This window comes from Hymenobacter gelipurpurascens (assembly GCF_900187375.1).
GTDB classification, from domain to species: Bacteria; Bacteroidota; Bacteroidia; order Cytophagales; family Hymenobacteraceae; genus Hymenobacter; species Hymenobacter gelipurpurascens.
Genome location: NZ_FYEW01000004.1, coordinates 105,677 through 124,599 on the forward strand (window position 1 = coordinate 105,677; position 18,923 = coordinate 124,599).

Annotated in this window: 16 protein-coding genes; 8 read left to right on the forward strand and 8 right to left on the reverse strand. The window is 52.5% G+C overall.

The window, feature by feature from the left end:
* Window positions 1-28 precede the first annotated feature (28 nt).
* Window positions 29-1,165: a Fic family protein gene (locus CFT68_RS20715; RefSeq protein ID WP_212590453.1), complete on the forward strand. Its 1,137-nt coding sequence runs from the start codon at window positions 29-31 to the stop codon at window positions 1,163-1,165.
* Window positions 1,166-1,376: 211 nt separating this feature from the next.
* Here the strand turns inward: CFT68_RS20715 and CFT68_RS20720 are convergent, their stop codons facing one another.
* Complete coding sequence (locus CFT68_RS20720; protein ID WP_088845600.1) at window positions 1,377-1,745, reverse strand: hypothetical protein; 369 nt, start codon at window positions 1,743-1,745, stop codon at window positions 1,377-1,379.
* 250 nt (window positions 1,746-1,995) lie between these two features.
* Here CFT68_RS20720 and CFT68_RS20725 point away from each other — a divergent pair, with 250 nt between their 5' ends.
* Window positions 1,996-2,964, forward strand: coding sequence for a tyrosine-type recombinase/integrase (locus tag CFT68_RS20725; protein WP_088845601.1), 969 nt, complete (start codon window positions 1,996-1,998; stop codon window positions 2,962-2,964).
* A gap of 160 nt (window positions 2,965-3,124) precedes the next feature.
* Window positions 3,125-4,105 carry a tyrosine-type recombinase/integrase gene (locus CFT68_RS20730; protein WP_088845602.1) on the forward strand — a complete coding sequence of 327 codons (981 nt, stop codon included), beginning with the start codon at window positions 3,125-3,127 and terminating at the stop codon, window positions 4,103-4,105.
* A 538-nt stretch (window positions 4,106-4,643) separates the two neighbouring features.
* Here the strand turns inward: CFT68_RS20730 and CFT68_RS20735 are convergent.
* From CFT68_RS20735 to CFT68_RS20750, 5 genes are all read right to left on the reverse strand, one after another.
* Window positions 4,644-5,357, reverse strand: coding sequence for a hypothetical protein (locus CFT68_RS20735; protein ID WP_088845603.1), 714 nt, complete (start codon window positions 5,355-5,357; stop codon window positions 4,644-4,646).
* A gap of 242 nt (window positions 5,358-5,599) precedes the next feature.
* Complete coding sequence (locus CFT68_RS21640; protein WP_141106654.1) at window positions 5,600-6,049, reverse strand: hypothetical protein; 450 nt, start codon at window positions 6,047-6,049, stop codon at window positions 5,600-5,602.
* Between the two features lie 609 nt (window positions 6,050-6,658).
* Window positions 6,659-8,776, reverse strand: a complete 2,118-nt coding sequence (locus tag CFT68_RS20740) for an ATP-dependent DNA helicase (RefSeq protein ID WP_088845604.1) — start codon at window positions 8,774-8,776, stop codon at window positions 6,659-6,661.
* Between the two features lie 12 nt (window positions 8,777-8,788).
* Window positions 8,789-9,463 carry a hypothetical protein gene (locus tag CFT68_RS21645; protein WP_141106655.1) on the reverse strand — a complete coding sequence of 225 codons (675 nt, stop codon included), beginning with the start codon at window positions 9,461-9,463 and terminating at the stop codon, window positions 8,789-8,791.
* The gene (locus CFT68_RS20750) at window positions 9,447-10,580 is read right to left on the reverse strand and encodes a reverse transcriptase domain-containing protein (RefSeq protein ID WP_088845606.1); all 1,134 of its coding nucleotides are present in this window, start codon (window positions 10,578-10,580) and stop codon (window positions 9,447-9,449) included. The genes CFT68_RS21645 and CFT68_RS20750 overlap by 17 nt, the downstream gene beginning before the upstream one ends.
* A gap of 666 nt (window positions 10,581-11,246) precedes the next feature.
* Here CFT68_RS20750 and CFT68_RS20755 point away from each other — a divergent pair.
* The 3 genes from CFT68_RS20755 (at window position 11,247) to CFT68_RS21660 (ending at window position 13,341) form a co-directional block, all read left to right on the forward strand.
* Window positions 11,247-12,275: a helix-turn-helix transcriptional regulator gene (locus tag CFT68_RS20755; protein ID WP_088845607.1), complete on the forward strand. Its 1,029-nt coding sequence runs from the start codon at window positions 11,247-11,249 to the stop codon at window positions 12,273-12,275.
* Between the two features lie 254 nt (window positions 12,276-12,529).
* Complete coding sequence (locus tag CFT68_RS21655) at window positions 12,530-12,964, forward strand: site-specific integrase (protein ID WP_141106657.1); 435 nt, start codon at window positions 12,530-12,532, stop codon at window positions 12,962-12,964.
* Between the two features lie 170 nt (window positions 12,965-13,134).
* Entirely contained in the window at window positions 13,135-13,341 is a 207-nt protein-coding gene (locus CFT68_RS21660) for a site-specific integrase (RefSeq protein WP_141106658.1), read from the forward strand.
* Window positions 13,342-13,368: 27 nt separating this feature from the next.
* Here the strand turns inward: CFT68_RS21660 and CFT68_RS20765 are convergent, their stop codons facing one another.
* Together CFT68_RS20765 and CFT68_RS20770 are read right to left on the reverse strand one after the other, a co-directional pair.
* Window positions 13,369-14,535, reverse strand: a complete 1,167-nt coding sequence (locus CFT68_RS20765; protein WP_088845609.1) for an HNH endonuclease domain-containing protein — start codon at window positions 14,533-14,535, stop codon at window positions 13,369-13,371.
* 66 nt (window positions 14,536-14,601) lie between these two features.
* Window positions 14,602-15,546, reverse strand: coding sequence for a phospholipase D-like domain-containing protein (locus tag CFT68_RS20770; RefSeq protein WP_088845610.1), 945 nt, complete (start codon window positions 15,544-15,546; stop codon window positions 14,602-14,604).
* 177 nt (window positions 15,547-15,723) lie between these two features.
* Between CFT68_RS20770 and CFT68_RS20775 the strand changes: the two genes are divergently transcribed.
* Both CFT68_RS20775 and CFT68_RS20780 read left to right on the forward strand, forming a co-directional pair.
* The gene (locus CFT68_RS20775; protein WP_088845611.1) at window positions 15,724-17,697 is read left to right on the forward strand and encodes an MrcB family domain-containing protein; all 1,974 of its coding nucleotides are present in this window, start codon (window positions 15,724-15,726) and stop codon (window positions 17,695-17,697) included.
* On the forward strand, window positions 17,694-18,734 hold the full coding sequence (locus CFT68_RS20780; RefSeq protein ID WP_088845612.1) for a 5-methylcytosine restriction system specificity protein McrC: 1,041 nt from the start codon (window positions 17,694-17,696) through the stop codon (window positions 18,732-18,734). The genes CFT68_RS20775 and CFT68_RS20780 overlap by 4 nt, the downstream gene beginning before the upstream one ends.
* Window positions 18,735-18,923 lie beyond the last annotated feature (189 nt).

An 18,923-nucleotide genomic window follows, 5' to 3' on the forward strand; every position in this document is an offset into this window, starting at 1 on the left:
CGCATATTTACCGCACATGATGCGGAGAATGACGGCTTATATCCACCAACAGCCCGCGTGGCCTGCTTTTAACTGGCAGCCCGCGGCCTTGGAGCAGCTCCTGGGGCAGGTACGTTACCAACAGGGGCACCTGCTGGGGCGGCTGGAAGCGCTGGGCGTGGAACTGCGCAGTGAAGCAACCTTGCGTACGCTCACCCTGGATGTGCTCAAATCCAGTGAGATCGAAGGCGAGATGCTGCCGCCCGCGTCGGTTCGCTCCTCCCTGGCTCATCGGCTGGGACTGGAACGCGGTGGACTGCCGGCCACTAACCGCCGGGTCGAAGGGGTTGTCGCCATGATGCTGGATGCCACCCAACAGGCGGGCCAGCCTCTGACGGCCCAGCGCCTGTACGGCTGGCACCATTCCTTATTTCCTACAGGCTACAGCGGCCTGAACCCACTGCAGGTAGGCTCCTGGCGCACGGGACCGATGCAGGTGGTTTCCGGGCCGATGGGCCGGGAGCGGGTCCATTATGAGGCTCCCCCAGCTGAGGTGCTGCAAGAGCAGATGCAGCAGTTTATGGACTGGTTCAACGGCTCTCCTGAACTGGACCCGGTGCTCAAGGCCGGCCTGGCGCACTTCTGGTTTGTGACAATTCACCCCTTTGACGACGGCAACGGGCGTATTGCCCGCGCCATTGCCGACCTGCAGCTGACCCGGGCCGATGGTACCGGGCAGCGCTGCTACAGCATGTCCGCCCAGATTCAGGCCGAGCGACAGCAGTACTACGACTTGCTGGAAACCAGCCAGCGTGGTACGCTGGACCTGACACCCTGGCTGACCTGGTTTTTGGGCTGCATGGGGCGGGCGCTGACGGCGGCCGGGCACACCCTGGCGCAGGTGCTGTCAAAGGCGCATTTCTGGGAATTACATCAGCAGACCACCTTGAATGAGCGCCAGCGGCGGCTGTTGATCCGCCTGCTCGACGGCTTCGAAGGCAAGCTGACTTCCTCGAAATGGGCGCGCATGGCCAAGTGCTCCCAGGATACGGCGGGCCGGGATATCGCCGACCTGGTAGCGAAAGGAATTCTGGAGCGGGACAGCGCTGGCGGCCGCAGTACCAACTACTGCCTGCTGTGGCCGGATGCTCGGGGATTAAATGATAGCTCGTTCAACGCCCATTAAGGAAGGGCGAGACGTTTGAGCAAGCGCAAAGCCAGCGCTAACTCCTACTTATAGAAGTAAGCAGCTGCTTCATCGGAGGTTCCGCTGGGAGGCGTTGGGCAAGGCCGCCGTGCTGTATAGTCAGGAGGTGCTGCCCCCGACGAAGACGATCCGTTCCCGCAGGGGGCCAAGCACCCAGGCCACAGCCTGCAGCACGGCCAGGTTGGCAGGGTTAGACATGGGCCGGCAACATAAATACTTTAAATAAATCTCCGGCCAGCTTCCGCTCGCGCGGGCGGCCCAACCGCAACGCGTCGACGAGGGCCAGCAACTCATAAAGGTGTGCGTCGGCCTTGGCCGCCTGCGCCAGGCGCGGGTATAAGGGCTCAATGGCGCAACCCCATTGGTCGCTTTCCGCGTCGGGCCAGACGTATAGCTGCTCGGTCACCAGCTGCTCCAGCAACGAAACGGCGCTGTGCGCGGCGACTAAGCCCTTCAGCTCTGCTAAAGCAAGGTGGGCAGCAGGTAGCTTTTTAAGTACCACTCGTGTTTCCAGTTCTATTGTAGGCGGAAGCGCGGAGGGTTGCCAGTTGGTTCGCATGTAAAGTGAGAACTAGCCAGGAGCAGAGGCAAGCTAGCTTTGTAAAGGAACTTGATTTTTCTTTACAAAGGGGCTTGGCCTATATAAAAGAACTGAGGGTTTTCTTAACATAGGTGCTACTACCATCCTCACTTGAGGAGTGCACTTATCAGCTTAAGTTAAAAACATAAGGACCGATAAGGTTCTCTTATCGGTCCTTAGCGTAAATTCGTATTTCACTCCGTTTTTCGGCGCGCTACTCCTTATATATATGGCTACTGAGAATCTGCTCCCCGTCGTTCAGTCTCCGGCCGCCGCCCAGGTGCCCGCCCACCTGGTGGAATCCACCCACCGCTACGTCGAGTCCGGCCTGCGCGGGGCGCCCAACACGGTGCGCGCCTACGCCGGCGACTGGAAGCGCTTCACTACTTGGTGTGCATTGCACCAGCTCGCCGCGCTGCCGGCTTCGGTAGAAGCACTGGTCGGATTCTTAACCGAGCTCGCGGACGCGGGCAAGAAGTACGCGACCATCGAGCGGCACGGCGCCGCCATTGCCAAGGCCCACGAGCTGGCGGGCGTGGAGTCGCCCACGGCCGACAAGAAACTCAAGGTGCTGTTGCGCGGCATTGCCCGCGAAATCAAGACCCGCCAAAAGCAGGCGCCCGCGTTTTCCCTCGATTCGTTCAAGCGCACCATCAAGAGCATCGATGTCACGGTGCCCGCGGGTTTGCGCAACCGGGCCTTGCTGCTGCTCGGCTTCACCGGCGCGTTCCGCCGCTCAGAGCTCGAAGCGCTCAACATCGAAGACCTGGCCTTTGACGAGGACGGCCTGGTGGTAACGCTGCCCCACAGCAAAACCAACCAGCTGGGGCAAGCCGAGGAGAAAGCCATTTTCTATTCGCCGGATTCGGCGCTGTGTCCGATCCGGTCGCTGCAGGCTTGGCTGCGGATGCTGGGTCGCACGGAAGGTCCGGTGTTTGTATCGATGCGGCGTAACAACCAGGTGACGACCCGGCGCATGACGACCAAGTACACCAACCTGATCGTGCAACAGTACCTGGGTCCACAGTACACGGCGCACTCGCTGCGGGCTTCCTTCGTCACGGTGTCCAAGCTCAACGGTGCCGACGACTCCAAGGTGATGAACCAGACCAAGCACAAGACGAGTGCGATGATCCGGCGCTACACCCGACTCGACAATGTGCGCCAGCACAACTCGGCCAAGGAGCTCGGGCTCTAGCCGGGCAAATCCGACCGGCAAAAAGCGAGGTTGGAAATCCGGCCAAAAAGCCGGTTTTTTGATGTAAACTTAGTACCGACAATTGAGCATTATCGGTACTAACATTCTATGCTTATTACTTTTACTAGATTCTAGTACTTTCCCGAAATAGCGGCAGTTTATGGAAAATGAGTCTTCGTTACCCGTCCTGGTTCCGACCCGCAACCATGCACTGGTCGAACTTCCCTTTTCGGTCAGTCGCTATGTCGAGGCAGGACTGCAGGGAGCACAGAATACGAAGCGCGGGTACGCCGCCGACCTGCGCAGCTTTGAGGATTATTGTCAGCATCACCAGGTGACCTACCTGCCGGCCGAGGTGACGACCGTCGCGGGGTACGTGTCGCAGATGGCCGACCGTGGGATGAAACTCGCGACCATTCGCCGGCACGTGGCCGCCATCGCCAAGCTGCATCAGCTGGCGGGTCAGCCTTCGCCCACAGGTCATGAGGCCCTGCAGATCGTGCTGGATGGCATTGCCCGGATTCTGGGAAAACGGCAACAGCAAGCGCCCGCCTTTACCGTAGCGGAGCTCAAGCAGGCCGTGCGGGCCATGGATATCACGACGCCGACGGGCTTACGGGACCGGGCCCTCTTGCTGCTCGGGTTTGCGGGCGCCTTTCGCCGATCAGAGCTGGTGGCTCTTCAAGTCGAGGACTTAGAACTCACGCACCATGCGCTCGTGATCCATTTGCGCCGCAGCAAGACAAACCAGTATGGACAGGAAGAGGACAAGGCCGTGTTTTACGCACCCAACGCCGATTTCTGCCCTGTACGGGCCGTGCAGGAATGGACGGCTTGCCTGGGACGCACCACTGGACCGCTGTTTACGCGTATGCACCGGGGAAGTAAGTCCAGAGCAGCTCAGCCTGGTACCGCCCCACTATCGGATCAAAGTGTGAATGATCTGGTGCAACGGCATCTGGGACCGTTGTATTCGGCTCACTCCCTGCGGGCTTCCTTTGTGACCGTGGCCGTGGAAGCGGGCCAGTCTAATAAGGCCATTAAGAATCAGACGAAGCAAAAGACCGATGCCATGATTGAGCGCTATGCCCGTCTAGATGATGTCAAGCGGTTTAATGCGGCTCAGTATTTAGGGCTATAAAGGATAGGGTTGACAGTAGCAAGTTAAAACGGACAGCCTTACATTGCCTATGACTAAAAAAATGAATTCTGGGGGGCCACTCACCACCCGCAAGATATATACGCCCTTTTTTTAGGCTGAGTGCGTCCGTCAGGTAGCCGCCGGCGCGCGCCAAACCGATGTAGCCTGTAGCCTAAGTTATTTTGCCTGCTCAGTTAGGTCGCTGGCAACGCTAGACGCTAGAACAGGCCGTGCCCAGCTGCAGCCGACCCGGCACCCCTACGACAAAGCGCAGGCCGAGGCCGGCTGGAGTACGCTCAAAACCGAATTCTTACCCAGTAGCAACCCTTGCTCGACTTGAAGTCGCTTATTACCTTGACCGCCGCCATTCCGTCCTCGACAATCGGTCGCCCAATCAATTTGAGCACGACTTCAAAATCAACCTGCCTTAACCTACTGTCCGTTTTAACTGGACTACCCACGTGCCATTAGGCAAACGTTAACGGCAGGTGTTACGGTAGCCATTGATGCTAGAGATACTTATGCTGGCTGGTTTAAACTATAAATCAGCGGGATACTCATTCAGTTTATCTATCCATCCCTTACGCGGCAACATTTTAAATTTGTCTTTGGATTTGCAACTAAAGTTTTCTGCGCTAATTTCTGTCATTTCATGCATTTCAACAGGAAATTCTTTGAGAGGCGCAAAGTATCTATTCGATAATTGCTCGTTGGTGTAGCCCAACTCTTCTAACACAGTAACACCCGCTTTAACTCCAGTATGGATATAAACAAAATCAGGTTTTATACCCAAGAAGGCCCCTATACGTACTGCCGCATCATATATTGACAGCTGACCAAATTGCAATTTTGTTTCACTACATTCTTTAATTATATTGTATAATTTTTCAAAATTATCTACAGCCTTAATTTCACTTAAGCGTGTATGTACAACTCTGACAACGCTTTTTCCATCCTCAAGAGGCAGGCCCCTATGACTGCCATTGTTCCCTATAAAATACTCTTGATGATTGTGCCTAATTAAAAAGACTTGATTATCACGTGTGACTTCAAAAACCCCACAACAGGCATACGATACAACGTCTTTTAAAGTGTTTATCCTTTTAAAAAATCCAAGATACTCTAATAAATAATGTTCATAATTATCAAATGCAAATTCTTTATATATAGCATTTCCGTTAAGATCTTTGTATTTGAAAAATTTATGTGGTTCGTAGAGAAAATCTCTAACAAGCTTTTCTAGGGTCATCATAATATTTACGGCTTCGCTACCCCTCCAGCTGGAAAGAGAGGGTGCAGGGGCTCTGGGATTGTCACGGCGATGCTTGGCCTCATCGCTTCAATTTATGCATATTACCATTCGCACGCAGTATTCGTGGCCCTCTTTAATAAGCACACAGTATCACAGTATGACAGAGACACACCCGTTATCCGGTCCTGGGACTGCACATCTCAGTATATGCCGGGCGGTCGAAGGAGAGAGCCATTAGTGAATCAGATTTCTTTTTTGAAGATCCTAACTGCATCCGCTAAATTGCCCTTTTCATCTGCCGCTTTTAATATTTTAAACAACTTGACAAAGGCATCTCCATAATATTTAGTATGCACTAAATTTATTATCTCAATGTCGCCATCAGATTTTTCTATGGTCACTTTTACCCTCATTTCATAATTACTCCCCCAACTTGGAAAAGGGGGCAACCAACTATCTTTCTTAGCTATAAGGCATTTAAAACCATTCCATTCCAAGCAGTTTGAATTAATTTGCTCGAAATTTTTATCAAATAAGGAATAAGAGTAGTAATGGTTTTTTCCACTAGGTGTGGGGGCATCATAAACACAATGGATAAATGCGATTACCTCAGCTCCTGGCAGCCGTTCGGCAAGCGTTAGTTTAACAGCTTCACCTGTGCTGTAGACAGCCATTACAAAGTTGGAATGCATGGTTTGGGGTCTAATTGTAGATTTATTTATACACTAACTTACTCAACACCGCCTATTCATTCTCCTCTTTTGGCTTTCCATCAATCAGCCACTGGCAGCCGTATGCGGTTTGTTCGACAGCTAGGGCCACTAGGCGCCCGCCGGGTTCGAAGGCACCACCGTGCCAGTTAGGACGTTGAGCTGAAACCGTAGACTGCAAGCGATCGAATTTTTAAAGAAGGGATAGTGCGTATCCATTTGCACAAGTGGGCAGCAATAGGAACCGCATGCTTTGCGAGGCTTAGCATATAGCCGACTCTGGGCCGCATTGCCCCGGTCACCTTAGCACCTAATTGGGTCCAATAATCTACTTATTGAACTCCATGGCCACTGCTTACTGTAGTACCCATCTATGTTTAACTTTTTCTAGTCGAACTGAAAATGGCGGTGCCTTGTAAGGGGCATCAGGCTGGGTCACGTATGTTAGCATGCAAGAGAACATCGCGAGGTGCATTTCGGCCTGGTCATGTGAATAAGCCGGCTGCTCGTCCAAGATGCCTTTGTCCTAACGGTAAGTAGCTTCTAATTCACCAACTTGACAGAGCACAGAAGCGGCCTACAGCGTAAAGATTATTCCAAATTCGTGAGCAGGAGGTGGAGTTTTTCGACCAGTATTGCTGAGCTGTGTCGAGCCAGTTGAACGGTGGTCACATGGCCCTGAATGTTGAAGCTAATCAGCAGTACGGCCCGCCCACTATTGTCCTGTAAATGGTAGTGATAGGCATAAGGCTTGATGTCAATCGATAAGACCATGATTTCGGCCGCTGTGCATTGCTCGCTAAGCATCTCAATGAAGCTTTGAAGACTGGGTGGCGTGTCAGCAGCCAGCTCAATCGGAGGCAAAGCCAGAGTTATGAGTGGTGGCGCATTCAGGTAAGTCACGGCTTCCTGGGCCAGGGCAGTGGTGGGGCCTTGCAGTCGGGCTTGTTTGAATAATTCGTCTTTGCCGTAATCCACCACGACCTGTCCCGTTTCGTCTCCGCGCTTTATGGTGTAGCGTTCCATATAAGGGTAGCCCTGTACTTGCTCTACTACGGTGGCATGGTCGCTGAGCTGCCCTGCCACACGCCGCAGCAGTCGCCGCATTGGAAGCGGGCGGGTGTGTTGTTTTAGCCGTTGTTCCAACTCTTCCAGCTCATCGTAACTGTCGGTGTGGGCCGCTACAACGGCAGGAGGAAGTGGCACCGGGCTGGACGGAGGCGTGTTGCCTGGTCCAAATAATAGCTTCATCCCATCCCAAGCAGCAAAACCGCCTTCATTGAGCAAGTACAACTGCTGACTGGCCCGGGTAATGGCAGTGTAAACCCACCGAAAATAATGAGCGTGACGCTGACCTGAAAACCCCTGGAAGTCAACCATAGTGGTGCGCCAGGTACCACCTTGGGACTTATGACAGGTAATGGCATAACCATACTTGGCTCGGATGGCGTGAAAATAAATATCCTGCTTTAGAAAATCGCCAAATTCAGCATGGTGCTCGTCATGGCCGGTTTTGTCGCGCCACCGCTGAATGGCGTCTACGTACAGGGCTTTGGTTTGCTCCGAACGCAGGCTGTTGTCACGGCTCATCAGAAAGTCATCGAGCAGGAGGCGATTGGTCTCGTGGGTCGAACCATCGGGCCGGATTATACGGAGGCGTACTGACCGCCATACGAGCTGAACTCGCACAGCCTCGGCATTCACGAAAATGCGGATGGTGCGCGAAAAGAAATTTTGAACTTCCAGGACCTCCGCAAATTCGCCGTTGTACAAGGAGTTAGCTTGGTCAAGGTAATTGTTCTGCGTAATGATAAGGCGGTCACCCACGCTTACGGTTTCCTGGCCCGGATAGAAATGCTCTCGCACAAGCTGATTGTAGCCGCGGGCCAGATTGTTGGAATAGGTAATGATGATGGCCTCGTCGGGCAGTGACTTGGGCCCGCCGCCTGCCGCTAGGTAGGTAGACAGTGCCTGGCCCGGGGCTACGTCGCGCACGTCGGAGGCACGCTTAAGACGTAGGCTGGCAAAGTTTTGTCGATGCAGGCACTCACGTACGGCAGTAGCATTGGCCAGAATACCGCTATGGGCCTGCTGGCGTATTACTTCGGTCAACTCGAATTCACCGACGGCTGCACCACCGAGGCGGGTGCTCAGGCTGTGCTTGTCGAGCGCCCACGAGTCTTTATCTCCCACGGGCGGCAGCTGTGCCCGGTCTCCTACGAACAATATCTTGTAGCGATTAGCCGGCGTGGGTTGCACATAGCGCAGTAAGTCGCTCAGCAGCTTCCCGCTACCCAAGCGAAAAAATTCGGATTCGCTAAAGGCATCACCCACCATCGATGCTTCATCAACAACGAATACCGTGCCCACGGGGGCATTATTTGCGTCCAGGTCGAAAAAGTATTTGAATGACTTTTTCGCATCGTCCGCTGAATTCTCGGCTTGCAGACGCTTCAGCCTCTCAAAGTTGTAAATACCCCGGTGGATGGTGCTGGCCTCCTGGCCACTTTGCTGCGTCATCACTCGCGCTGCCCGGCCGGTTGGAGCAAGTAGCACGGCCGGTTGCGTTAATTCTGACAGCAGCTTTTTGAGTAAGGTTGTTTTACCTGTGCCTGCGTACCCCCGTAACAGAAACAACGGTTCCTGCGGGTGTTCTAAAAAGCTTTTAAAATTAGCTAGAGCATTACGCTGGTCGTCAGTAAGAATCATGAAAACAATTAATTAGCTCTTTTTTAAAAGCTGTAATTCTGCAAGCATTAGGGTCTCCTCCAATAAGTCAACGACAAATAAAACAGGCATTTCGGAAGCAAATCTTTTGAAATTACTGTCTCTCGAACTTGCTTTAGCAACTTCCTCAAAGTAACCGAAATGAGATAAAGTGTTCCGATATTCATTAAGTATTTTTATACCCTTTAACCATTGTTCATTATTAATTAACATCCCTAAAAAAGTATAGGATTGAAAAAACGTTACGTTTTTCCAATTAGTAGGATTTATTTTACTCCACTCTTTTGGAGGATTCCGCTGGTTATACGCGTCTATTTTCTGATTATAAGCTGCTTTAAAATCCTGAAGAGCTTTTTCTGAGTCTTTAATGCCGTTGAACCGTTTAAATAGAAAGAATTTTAAAGTTCCTTCCATTTGCTTATGAGCAAGACGACAAATAATGTCAAATCTTTCACGGGGTGTATTAATAAATACCCCATTAAGATGCAAATTCATTTGACGAGACAACTCCTCTAATTCAGTTCGTTTAGCTTTATTATCAATGAAAAAGTAATCTGTTTGCACGCCTACAACCCCCTGAATTAAGGAGTCATAACTTAATTGAACGGAGGTTAACTCTGCAATGGCTCCCGTTAGACGAGCACGAAATTTGTCAAGTATATCGTTCATGACGTTTTTGTTTGTCAGTCAACTTTCTAAGCTTTAGTAAGCTCGAAATATAATTTACATCCTCCCATCCCCGCACCATTCCCCAATAAGCAATTTTTCCCGCCAGAACCCGCTCCAACTTTGGCACATTGCCCCGGTGGCGAGCGTGGGCCTTGCTAGTGGCATAATGCTGCTGCAAAGTAGATGTGGCGGCTTCGTAGCCCCTGGTTTCCCAATTATGCAGCATAGCGCGGATTTGTCGCACGTACTCGCGGGGTACGTTTGGGCGTTCATTAACCACGATGCCGGTTACTTCTTGGCGGATTTCAGGTGTTTGGAGTCGTTGTTTCTGCTCGTTCTGTTGGTACCCTTCCGCCGTAATAATGGTATTCAGCTCCTGATGAAAACGGTCGCGGAAAACAGGGCGGTTGCAAGAGAAAGTGAGGTCATCGGCATACCGGGTGTAGGTACAGCGGTGATGGGTAGCCAGCTGCTGCAAACGACGGTCAAGGCGCTGACAAACGGCATTTGTAAGTAGTGGTGAGGTGGGGGCACCTTGCGGCAGGCATCCCTGGTCGCAGCAAAGATTGGCAATGAGGTAAGCCCCTTCTTTGGAGAGGCTGAACGGGGGCAATTGCAGCACGGCAACTACTCGCCCAATGGAGGTACTGGGAAAGAAGTCACGTAAATCTAGGTTAAGTACAAAGCGGTGGCCAGCATGCGGCTGCGCATTGGTGAGGACACTACGGCCAAGCACAAAGCCGTGAGAGGCTGGGTGGCTAGTAGTAAAAGTAGCAGTGAGACAGGACAGTAACAGCCGCTGCAAACGCAACAAGCCCCGGTCGGGGGCCTTGATGATGCGTACTTCACCGCGGGTACGCTTCGGAATCCGAAACGTGCGGTAACGCGTTTCCTTTTTGTGGTAAGCGTAATAGTTGAGCAGCTTAGCCGAAATGGGTTTGTCCTTATGCTCGGGATTTTCGGCCAGCTCTAACGTTAGTGCAACATTCAACACTCGAGCCAACTGATGGACATCGGTGACCTTTTGAAAACTTGCTGTTAAGTCAACCTTCGTTGCCGGTACGCTTGCAGGCTGTTCGTTCCCATTAGTGTTAGATGAAGATGGAGGAATAGACATAGTGGAAATCAAGCAATACAAACAGTTTGCTCGATTGAAAGTACCTGCCGGGAATTTTCATGTCCTATACTTAATGCATAAGAGATAACTGATAAACGATATTTACCAATTCAGAAATCATAATGACAATCCCGTAACTCAAATCAATCAATTCCGGAAAGTGTCATTACTGCCGTTGTAAAAACGGGCGCGGCGCAACGCCGCACGGGGTCAAAAGCCCTGACGCAGATACTTTCAAAGAGCGAGCGGCTACCGCAGTTCGGCAGTCGGTGGTTTCAATTGCTGCCGCAAGTAAGCTGAATGCGACAAGAATACCGCAGTTGCTCGGTCGGGAGGCAGGATGCAAAGGTGGAAGGCAGCAATGCAGTCTATCTGCACTGATATAAAAAAAGCTATTATTAGATCAGGAGGCCCGCAAAACTGGTACCTGGCCGCTCCCTTTGCAACGGAAGCACCGACCGCGCTCGACGTGGCGATAATGTGACAAGTGGCCGCTACCCCCACAACGCGGGCAAATGGTAGCATTCAGCAACATGTCTGGGGCGAAGGCGTGCGTACTTTGGGCAACTGGAAGAGCGGCAGCGGGGGTAGCGGGTTGGTTCATGCTACAAACCAACTAGCTTCGAATGCAGTCTTTCTGCGTTGTCAAAAAGAATTTCAAAAAATATGCCCGTCAATAAAAATGCATTCGCCCGCTACGGCTGGATTGATGACTGTCTACTTCGTCGGCAACGCCCATGGCCTATAGAGGCCTTAATGGAATTTATAAGCGAAAGGATGGCTGATTTTGGGGTAGGTCGGGAAAATGGTATCAGCAAGCGTCAGGTACAGGAGGACATCAAGCAGATGCGTCCGGGTGGTATGACCGGCTACGAAGCGCCAATTGAATACGACCGAGAAGCCAAAGGTTATTACTATTCAGACCCAACTTACTCCATCCGGAATAGTCCCTTGGTTAGTGACGACGCCCCTGTGCTTCGACAAGCGCTAGCGATGCTGCAACAGTTTAGGGGGCTGGGGCTCAGCGAGGAGTTGGGGGACATTGTGAAGCGGGTGGAAGAGCATTTGCAGGCGCGCCCCGAAGTGGAGCCCTTGCGGCAGCTTATTTGGTTCGAACAGGTGCCAGACTATGCTGGAGCACAGTTCTTGGGACCGCTCTACCAAGCTGTTCGAGCGCGGCAGGTACTGTCGATACGCTACCGTCCGTTCGATGCGCCTGAAGCTTACGAAACCTTTGTGCATCCCTACTTGCTGAAGCAGTATAATCACCGCTGGTTTTTGATTGGGCAGGGTTCGGTGCGACCAGGTCTAAGCAACTTCGCCCTAGACCGCATCGAAGCATTAGCACCTGCCCCAAAAGTCCCTTATGTTCAACCACCGGCCGATATAGAACTGCGATTTGCGGACATAGTCGGGGTATCGGTGCCAGCTAATGGCAGCGTGATGGAGCAAATAGTGCTGCGGTTCCGGGCAGGAAGAGGACAATATGTACGCACCAAACCCTTGCATCCAAGCCAACGCCTAGAAGCCGAGACTACTAAGACAATTGAGATAAGTCTTCGGGTTGTGCCAACCCAAGAACTGGAAACGCTGCTTTTGAGCTTCGGGGATGATATAGAGGTATTGGCTCCAGTGAGTTTGCGTACTCGACTTTTTGAGCGGTTGCATTCTGCGATTGGGCAGTATAAGAAATAGTTCAGGATGAATCTATCCTAACGCGATACCAAGATAGATTCGGTATTCTAGGCTAAATGATGGGGCATTTAAACAGGAGAAAGGTGAGATAACGCTTCATTAGTGTGCCTTTGTCCTTTTTGCGTATGTTTCTATAATGATTTAAGATCATTAGTACTTAAACTAGATTCTTAGTACTTCGGCTTAAACCTGGTACTTTTCCGCACAAATGGGGAGTTTATGGAAATGGGTCTTCGTTGCCCCTCCTCGTTTCAATGCGCAACCACTCTTTGGTCGAGCTTCCCTTTTCCGTCAGTAGTCATGTCGAGGCGGGCCTGCAAGGAGCGCTGAATACCAAGCGCTGTTACACGGCGGACTTGCGCAGCTTTCATGATTACTGTAAGCACTACCACGTCACCCACCTTCCCGCTGAGGTAACTACGGTCGCCGGATACGTGTCGCAGATGTCCGACCGCGGAATGAAGCTGGCCTCCATTCGCCGGCATGTGGCCACCATTGCCAAGCTCCATCAACTGGCCGGTAAGCTCTCGCCCACCGGTCATGAAGCCTTGCAGGTTGTGCTCGATGGCATTGCCCGAAGCGGCAACAGCAGGCGCCAGCTTTTACTGTGGCGGAGCTTAAGCAGGCCGTTCGAGCCATGGATATCACGACGCCTACCGGCTTACGGTATCTGGCCCTCTTGTTGCTAGGTTTTACGGGTGCCTTTCGCCGCGAGAAACTGGCAGCCCCACAGGTAAGATTCTGAAAATCACCCGTGCAGGAATGGACGGCTTGCTTAGGGCGCACCACCTGACCGCTCTTTACGCGCAGTTAGGCGTGGGCAGCGCAGCCTGGTACCGCACCGCTCTCGGATCAGAGTGTGAATGATCTGGTGCAATGCCATCTGGGACCACGGTATTCGGCGCACTCCCTGCGGGCTTCCTTTGTGACCGTAGCGGTAGAAGCGGGCCAGTCCAATAAGGCAATAAAGAACCAGACGAAGCAAAAGACCGATGCCATGATTGAGCGCTATACTCGCCTTGATGATGTCAAGCGCTTCAATGCGGCGCAGTACTTGGTTCTATAAAAGATAACGGATATAAAGTCTCGGATCTTAAAAACGTGAAACGTAACGAGCCGTGGCCACTTCTTCCATGAAATGAACCGCATGCCGGGCTAGTTGGGCTGCATATGTCCCGTCCAAAATGAGGCCGGTAAACCGTAAAGACGCATCCTCTAACATGGCTTTGCGTAGAGGAGCCGACTTCTGATACATAGCGTATGCCTGAGCCAACCAGGGCTCAGCGACTAAAAGACGTGTGGCATCGGGTACTCGATCGCGCTTTACATGCTGGTTGAACTGCCGGTCCACCGGCAGCAGATTCCAAAGTTCATTCACGGGGTACACACTGAGCGGGAGCAAATGGTCCAGGTCGTAGTGCTGCGGCTGGGTAAGGCGTTTTTGCGTCCAAGGACAAATAAAGTGGACCTGTTCATGGAGCAAGAGGTCGACCTGGTTGCGTTCCCAGGAAAGAGGACGACGGTTATCGGGACGGGAGGTAAGTAAATTATAAACGTGTCCTCGGGTAATAAGCTGATTGGCTTCCTGCGCCACGTTTTCGGTGAACAGGCTCCATTCGTGGAGGCAGAGTGCCTCCACATAGAGGGACAATCGATGAAAGGCCTCCCATAAGGTGGAGGGCACCACGACGCATAGCTCCTGTGGCTTAACCCCCGGAATGGTTAGTACTCCAGCGGGTAGTTGATTAAAACGGGTAGGCTTGGCGAAGACTGTCCAGTGGCCGGGACCCGCATGCTGAATCGGCATCTTCACTGCGGAAGCAATCGCTTCTACGGCTGTATTATAGGCCTGTAGCAGAGCGAGCGAGTAGGTGGCTCGCCGCCTGGGCGTTCGCATTTCCGTCAGTAGAAAGAAACCATCTGCAGCTTGTGAGCTCAATTGGCCTGTGCGTTGCCATTCTGTTCGCAGGGCCGTAAGAGCTGGGCGAAAGCTGATTTCCTGCCGTAGGGTCTCCCCCCGAACTGCACGGGCACCTTGGTAAATGGGCGCTTGGGCATCAGTGAAGGGCCAGTAATACGCCATCCACAGTTCAGCTATGCGGGATAAGGGCACCGCCACGTCCCGACCATGCGCGGCCAAGTCAGGGTATAGGAGCACCAGATCATTGAGGGCACGTAGAAGCGCGATTTTGTAACTAGTTACCTTGGAATCGTGCTTCAGGATCGTGGCAAGGATCTGTTCACCGGAAATGGCCTTCATATAAAAAACGATTGGGATACGATAAGCGCAATGCCAGGTTAAGCACCATGTTCAACCTTTGTTACCTTAAAAGGCAAACCCTTTCTTTTTCGTTGGATTCGCCGCTTCCTTCGCCTCCCAAGCCCTTTTCTGTTCTGCAGCGGCCGCTCGCTTAGGGGCATATACCGCTTCCTTGAATGCCAAGATATCCAGCACGAACTGCGCTATTGCATCTAGTAATTGTTTCTTCTCTGACACCCGTAACTTGTCTAGATAGGTGGTAGAAAGCCGCATGTCTAGCTCTCCCACTAGGGTAGTTCTGTAGCCGTTACTTCCCGCATTATAGTCGTAGTAAATTCCGGGGACATTGAAAAACTGACTCTTTAGTTTCTCATATTCTTCTTTTTCATCATGAGATAAGAAGGCCATTATGGCCACTAAATTTTTGACCTTGTCTAACAACAGATCAAAATAATTGTCGCCTGAGCGAATTTTAAATTGGTTATGCTGATAACTAACCCTGCTATTGGTTCGCGTGACTTGCTGAAGGTAATGCTCCAGCACAACCATAAACTTTTCCTTGCTCAGGTATAGGTCATCCTCACTAGGGCGATCCGCTTGCTCCAGTGGAACCAGGTAGCGCTTTACAAAATTCTGGAGTTCCTGGAGTTCCAACTCCGTTTCCAGTTTGCAGCCAATCTCCAAAGCGGATGCATTGGAACTACTCAGCAAGTTCAGGGAGGAAATCAAGCCATCTGTTTCGTTGAAGTAGAATTTAGCGTGTAAGTTCGTGATTAATCGAGGGCGAATACCTAGAGTCTCCAATTCCTCCCAGCTCACAGCATTGTCTGGGTCATACCGTACGAAGGCTTCAACACGTACCCCACGATGAAGTGCAGCTGTCAAGGCAGAGGTTAACTGCGGCCATTGGGTGATGTTGACGTAGGGCGATACTAATACCAGGTATTTCTTAGCGGAATGGATGAGCTCTAACAGCTCGCTGCTAATGTGATGCGGCGAGAGAATCTTCATAGGGAAGTGGAATAGTTAAAAGGGGGCTTTCTCTGCCAGTAGTTTTTACCTAAGAGCAAGCCTAAATTTCGTTGTAACGTCCACAAAAAGTTCAATTTTTGCAAACTGGCGATCGCATTACTTAGCGATCTTTACTCCTTTGCTACTTCAGCAACCCTATTCGTTATCCCCACCACTATGCTTCGTGAAGCGCTTTCCACTATCCTCACTGATTTACCGGCTGCTCGCAAAACGGTATTTGCGGGGAATACAACTAGCGAGTATATCCGGAAAATGGCTCCTAAAGCAGTCAGAGACGCTTTAGGGCCACTTGCGAATAAGTTCGAAGTGTCTTCCAGTCCAGGAGCGGGAAATTGGTCCGCCGTGCCATGGATAGCGGTCTTTTATCCTCCTGTCACGTCCAGTGCGTTGACGGGGTACTATATCGTGTACCTATTTAGCGCTACGGAGCCGGTGGTGTATCTCTCCTTAACCCAAGGCACGACGAAAGTCCGGGAAGAGGCTGGGCGTAAAGCGCACGAAGTTTTGCAGCAGAGAGCCGCCGATATCCGAGCCCGCGTACACGACTTAATTGAGCGGTTTGAGGCTACTCCCATTCAATTGGGCTCTAACAATCGGTTACCCAGGGATTATGAGGCCGGCCATGCGTTTGGGTGCAAGTACGAGCTGCACTCCCTTCCCCCGGAGGAGTACCTTCAAGCTGATTTGCACGCCATGTGCGAAGCTTATTTGGCGTTGGCCTTACTGGATGGGGTACAACCTGGTACTCCATCCAGTAAGGCTTTTGCACCGGAGATACCTGCCCACATGCAGGAGCCTTCAGGTGACTACCAGCAGCCCGAGCCAAACGCCGCAACGTGGTGGTTGAATATCAACCCGGAGTACTGGCGGGTAGGCGATGTGGCGGTGGGCGTAGAGCAGTCCTACACCACCCATAATGAGCGCGGGAACAAGCGCAACATCTACAAATACTTCCAGGCGGTGCAGCCGGGTGATTTATTGGTGGGCTATGAAACCAGCCCGATCAAACGCGTAAAAGCGCTCTTAGAAATAACGGAAGCGGCCCACCAGCGAGAGGATGGCGCCGAAGTCATCTCCTTTCGGGTAAAGGAATTCTTGCCTCATGAACTCACCCGCGACGAGCTGTTGCTGATTCCGGAGCTAGCGCACGCCGAGCCTCTGCGCAGCAACCAGGGAAGCTTGTTTAAGCTTTCCGCAGCAGAATTCACGGCCTTGGTTGCCCGAGCGAAGGGCCTGTTAGCCACCAAGTTGCCGCCCTACACCTGGGCGGAAGCCCAGCAAGAACTGCTAATGGCCGAACCTACCGTGAACCATATGCTGGCGGCGCTTAAACGCAAAAAGAACTTGATCTTGCAAGGCCCTCCAGGGGTAGGGAAAACCTTTGTAGCGCGTCGCTTAGCCTACTTGTTGATGGGCAACATCGACAAAGAGCGTGTGCAACTGGTGCAGTTTCATCAGAGCTACGGCTACGAAGATTTTATCCGGGGGTGGCGGCCTAGCCAGGACGGCAAAGGCGGGTTCGAACTCGTGAATGGGGTGTTCTTAGACTTCGTGCGGCGGGCTCAGCACGATCCGGAGCAGTCCTACTTTTTCGTCATTGATGAAATCAACCGCGGCAACCTGAGCAAGATCTTTGGCGAGTTGCTCTTACTGCTGGAAACCGATAAGCGGGGCGACGAGTACGCCGTGCCCTTAACGTACCCTCGGCCTGGGGAAGCACCCTTTTACTTGCCCAAAAACCTGTACGTGATTGGGACCATGAATACGGCCGACCGCTCGCTGGCAATGGTGGATTATGCCTTGCGGCGACGCTTTACCTTCGTGGATTTAGAGCCCGTGCTGAGTGAACGCTTGGTGACGCACCTTGAAGGATTAGGGGTATCCCCCGCTATCAGCAAGCCTGCTATTGAGCGGGTCAAGCGACTCAATGAGCTGATCAAAGACGATAAGAACTTGGGGGCGGGCTTTACCATTGGCCACAGCTATTTCTGCTCTGAACCCAATGGCGAAGGGGTGGACGCGTGGTGGCCGAACATTGTGCTCCACGAGCTGGCCCCGACGCTGCGCGAATATTGGTTTGATGATTTGAAACGGGCAGACCGGGAAGCGCAAGCCTTGTTGGGCCAGTGAGCATCCCCGTCCAGAATGTGTACCATCTACTGGTCTACGCCTGGGATCAGCTGGAAGCAGCGGACCAGGTAGCGGTTACTGCAGAGGCGGAAGATGGCCTCCTCGAGCTATTGGCGCGGGTGTTGATCCAGGGCACTACCCACCTGCTGAAGCGAGGGCTGGCACGGGAGTATGTAGAGCACGAAGAGCTAACGGGACGCTTGCGAGGCAAGCTACTACTGGCGGATTCAATCCGGCAACAGACCCTGCCTAAAGCGCAGGCCTGGTGTGCCTTCGATGAGCTTAGTCACGACACGCTGCCCAATCGCCTGCTCAAAGCGACGCTGTATCGCTTGTTTACGGCTGACGAGTTGGATCGCTCCCTTGCCCGGGAGCTGCGCGCCTTATACTACCGGCTAGGCGACGTGCCCTTGCAACCGGTGCGGGACCTGCGCATATTTGAGCAAGTACGGCTCAACCGCAACACCGCCCATTATGGCTTGCTCCTGAGTGTCTGCCAGCTCGTGCACGAGCAGGCGATGCTGAGCCAACAAACGGGGGAGCGGTTGTTTCAGGACTTTGCGCGGAACGAAGCGCAAATGGCTCGCTTATTTGAGCGGTTTGTGCGCAACTTTTATCACCGTAAGCAGCAGGTCTACTCCGTACAGGCCGAGCAACTAACTTGGGGGCTTAGGGCTCAGGATGAAGCCTCCCAGGCCGTGTTACCCGTAATGCGGACCGACGTATCCTTAACGGCTGCTACGGGCAAAATTATTCTAGACTGTAAGTACTACCGGCAGGCCCTCGTGCGACACCATGCCCGAGAGCGGATTATCTCTGCTCACTTGTATCAGCTATATGCGTACCTCCAGCACGGCCAGCCAGCCAAGCGACTCGTTCCGCTGGAAGCCATTCTGCTCTACCCGGTAACGGTAAAAGCGTACCGCTTCGGCTATGAGGTAGCGGGAACGGACCATAAGATGCGTGTGGAAACGGTGAACCTGGACCAACCCTGGCGGGAAGTAGAACGAGAGCTGCTAACTGTGATAGGCCTTTAAGGGAATAGCCAAACAGGGCGTATACAGGTACCAAAGCCACCGCAGAATTCTCAGGGTTGAACGATGTCCTGTAACCTCTGCCAGGTGCTAGTGAAGTCCATTTGGGCTTCACTAGTCGGCGTTTCATTAGGACAGAATACTAGAACCGTCAGTTGCCTTCTTCCTAGTAGTTTGGTCTACTAGCTGTGT

Bases quoted from the DNA above. Each gene is read 5' to 3' on its own strand.
- CFT68_RS20715 (WP_212590453.1), top strand. From the start codon at position 29: ATGACGGCTTATATCCACCAACAGCCCGCGTGGCCTGCTTTTAACTGG.
- CFT68_RS20720 (WP_088845600.1), bottom strand. From the start codon at position 1,745: ATGCGAACCAACTGGCAACCCTCCGCGCTTCCGCCTACAATAGAACTG.
- CFT68_RS20725 (WP_088845601.1), top strand. From the start codon at position 1,996: ATGGCTACTGAGAATCTGCTCCCCGTCGTTCAGTCTCCGGCCGCCGCC.
- CFT68_RS20730 (WP_088845602.1), top strand. From the start codon at position 3,125: ATGGAAAATGAGTCTTCGTTACCCGTCCTGGTTCCGACCCGCAACCAT.
- CFT68_RS20735 (WP_088845603.1), bottom strand. From the start codon at position 5,357: ATGATGACCCTAGAAAAGCTTGTTAGAGATTTTCTCTACGAACCACAT.
- CFT68_RS21640 (WP_141106654.1), bottom strand. From the start codon at position 6,049: ATGCATTCCAACTTTGTAATGGCTGTCTACAGCACAGGTGAAGCTGTT.
- CFT68_RS20740 (WP_088845604.1), bottom strand. From the start codon at position 8,776: ATGATTCTTACTGACGACCAGCGTAATGCTCTAGCTAATTTTAAAAGC.
- CFT68_RS21645 (WP_141106655.1), bottom strand. From the start codon at position 9,463: ATGAACGATATACTTGACAAATTTCGTGCTCGTCTAACGGGAGCCATT.
- CFT68_RS20750 (WP_088845606.1), bottom strand. From the start codon at position 10,580: ATGTCTATTCCTCCATCTTCATCTAACACTAATGGGAACGAACAGCCT.
- CFT68_RS20755 (WP_088845607.1), top strand. From the start codon at position 11,247: ATGCCCGTCAATAAAAATGCATTCGCCCGCTACGGCTGGATTGATGAC.
- CFT68_RS21655 (WP_141106657.1), top strand. From the start codon at position 12,530: ATGCGCAACCACTCTTTGGTCGAGCTTCCCTTTTCCGTCAGTAGTCAT.
- CFT68_RS20765 (WP_088845609.1), bottom strand. From the start codon at position 14,535: ATGAAGGCCATTTCCGGTGAACAGATCCTTGCCACGATCCTGAAGCAC.
- CFT68_RS20770 (WP_088845610.1), bottom strand. From the start codon at position 15,546: ATGAAGATTCTCTCGCCGCATCACATTAGCAGCGAGCTGTTAGAGCTC.
- CFT68_RS20775 (WP_088845611.1), top strand. From the start codon at position 15,724: ATGCTTCGTGAAGCGCTTTCCACTATCCTCACTGATTTACCGGCTGCT.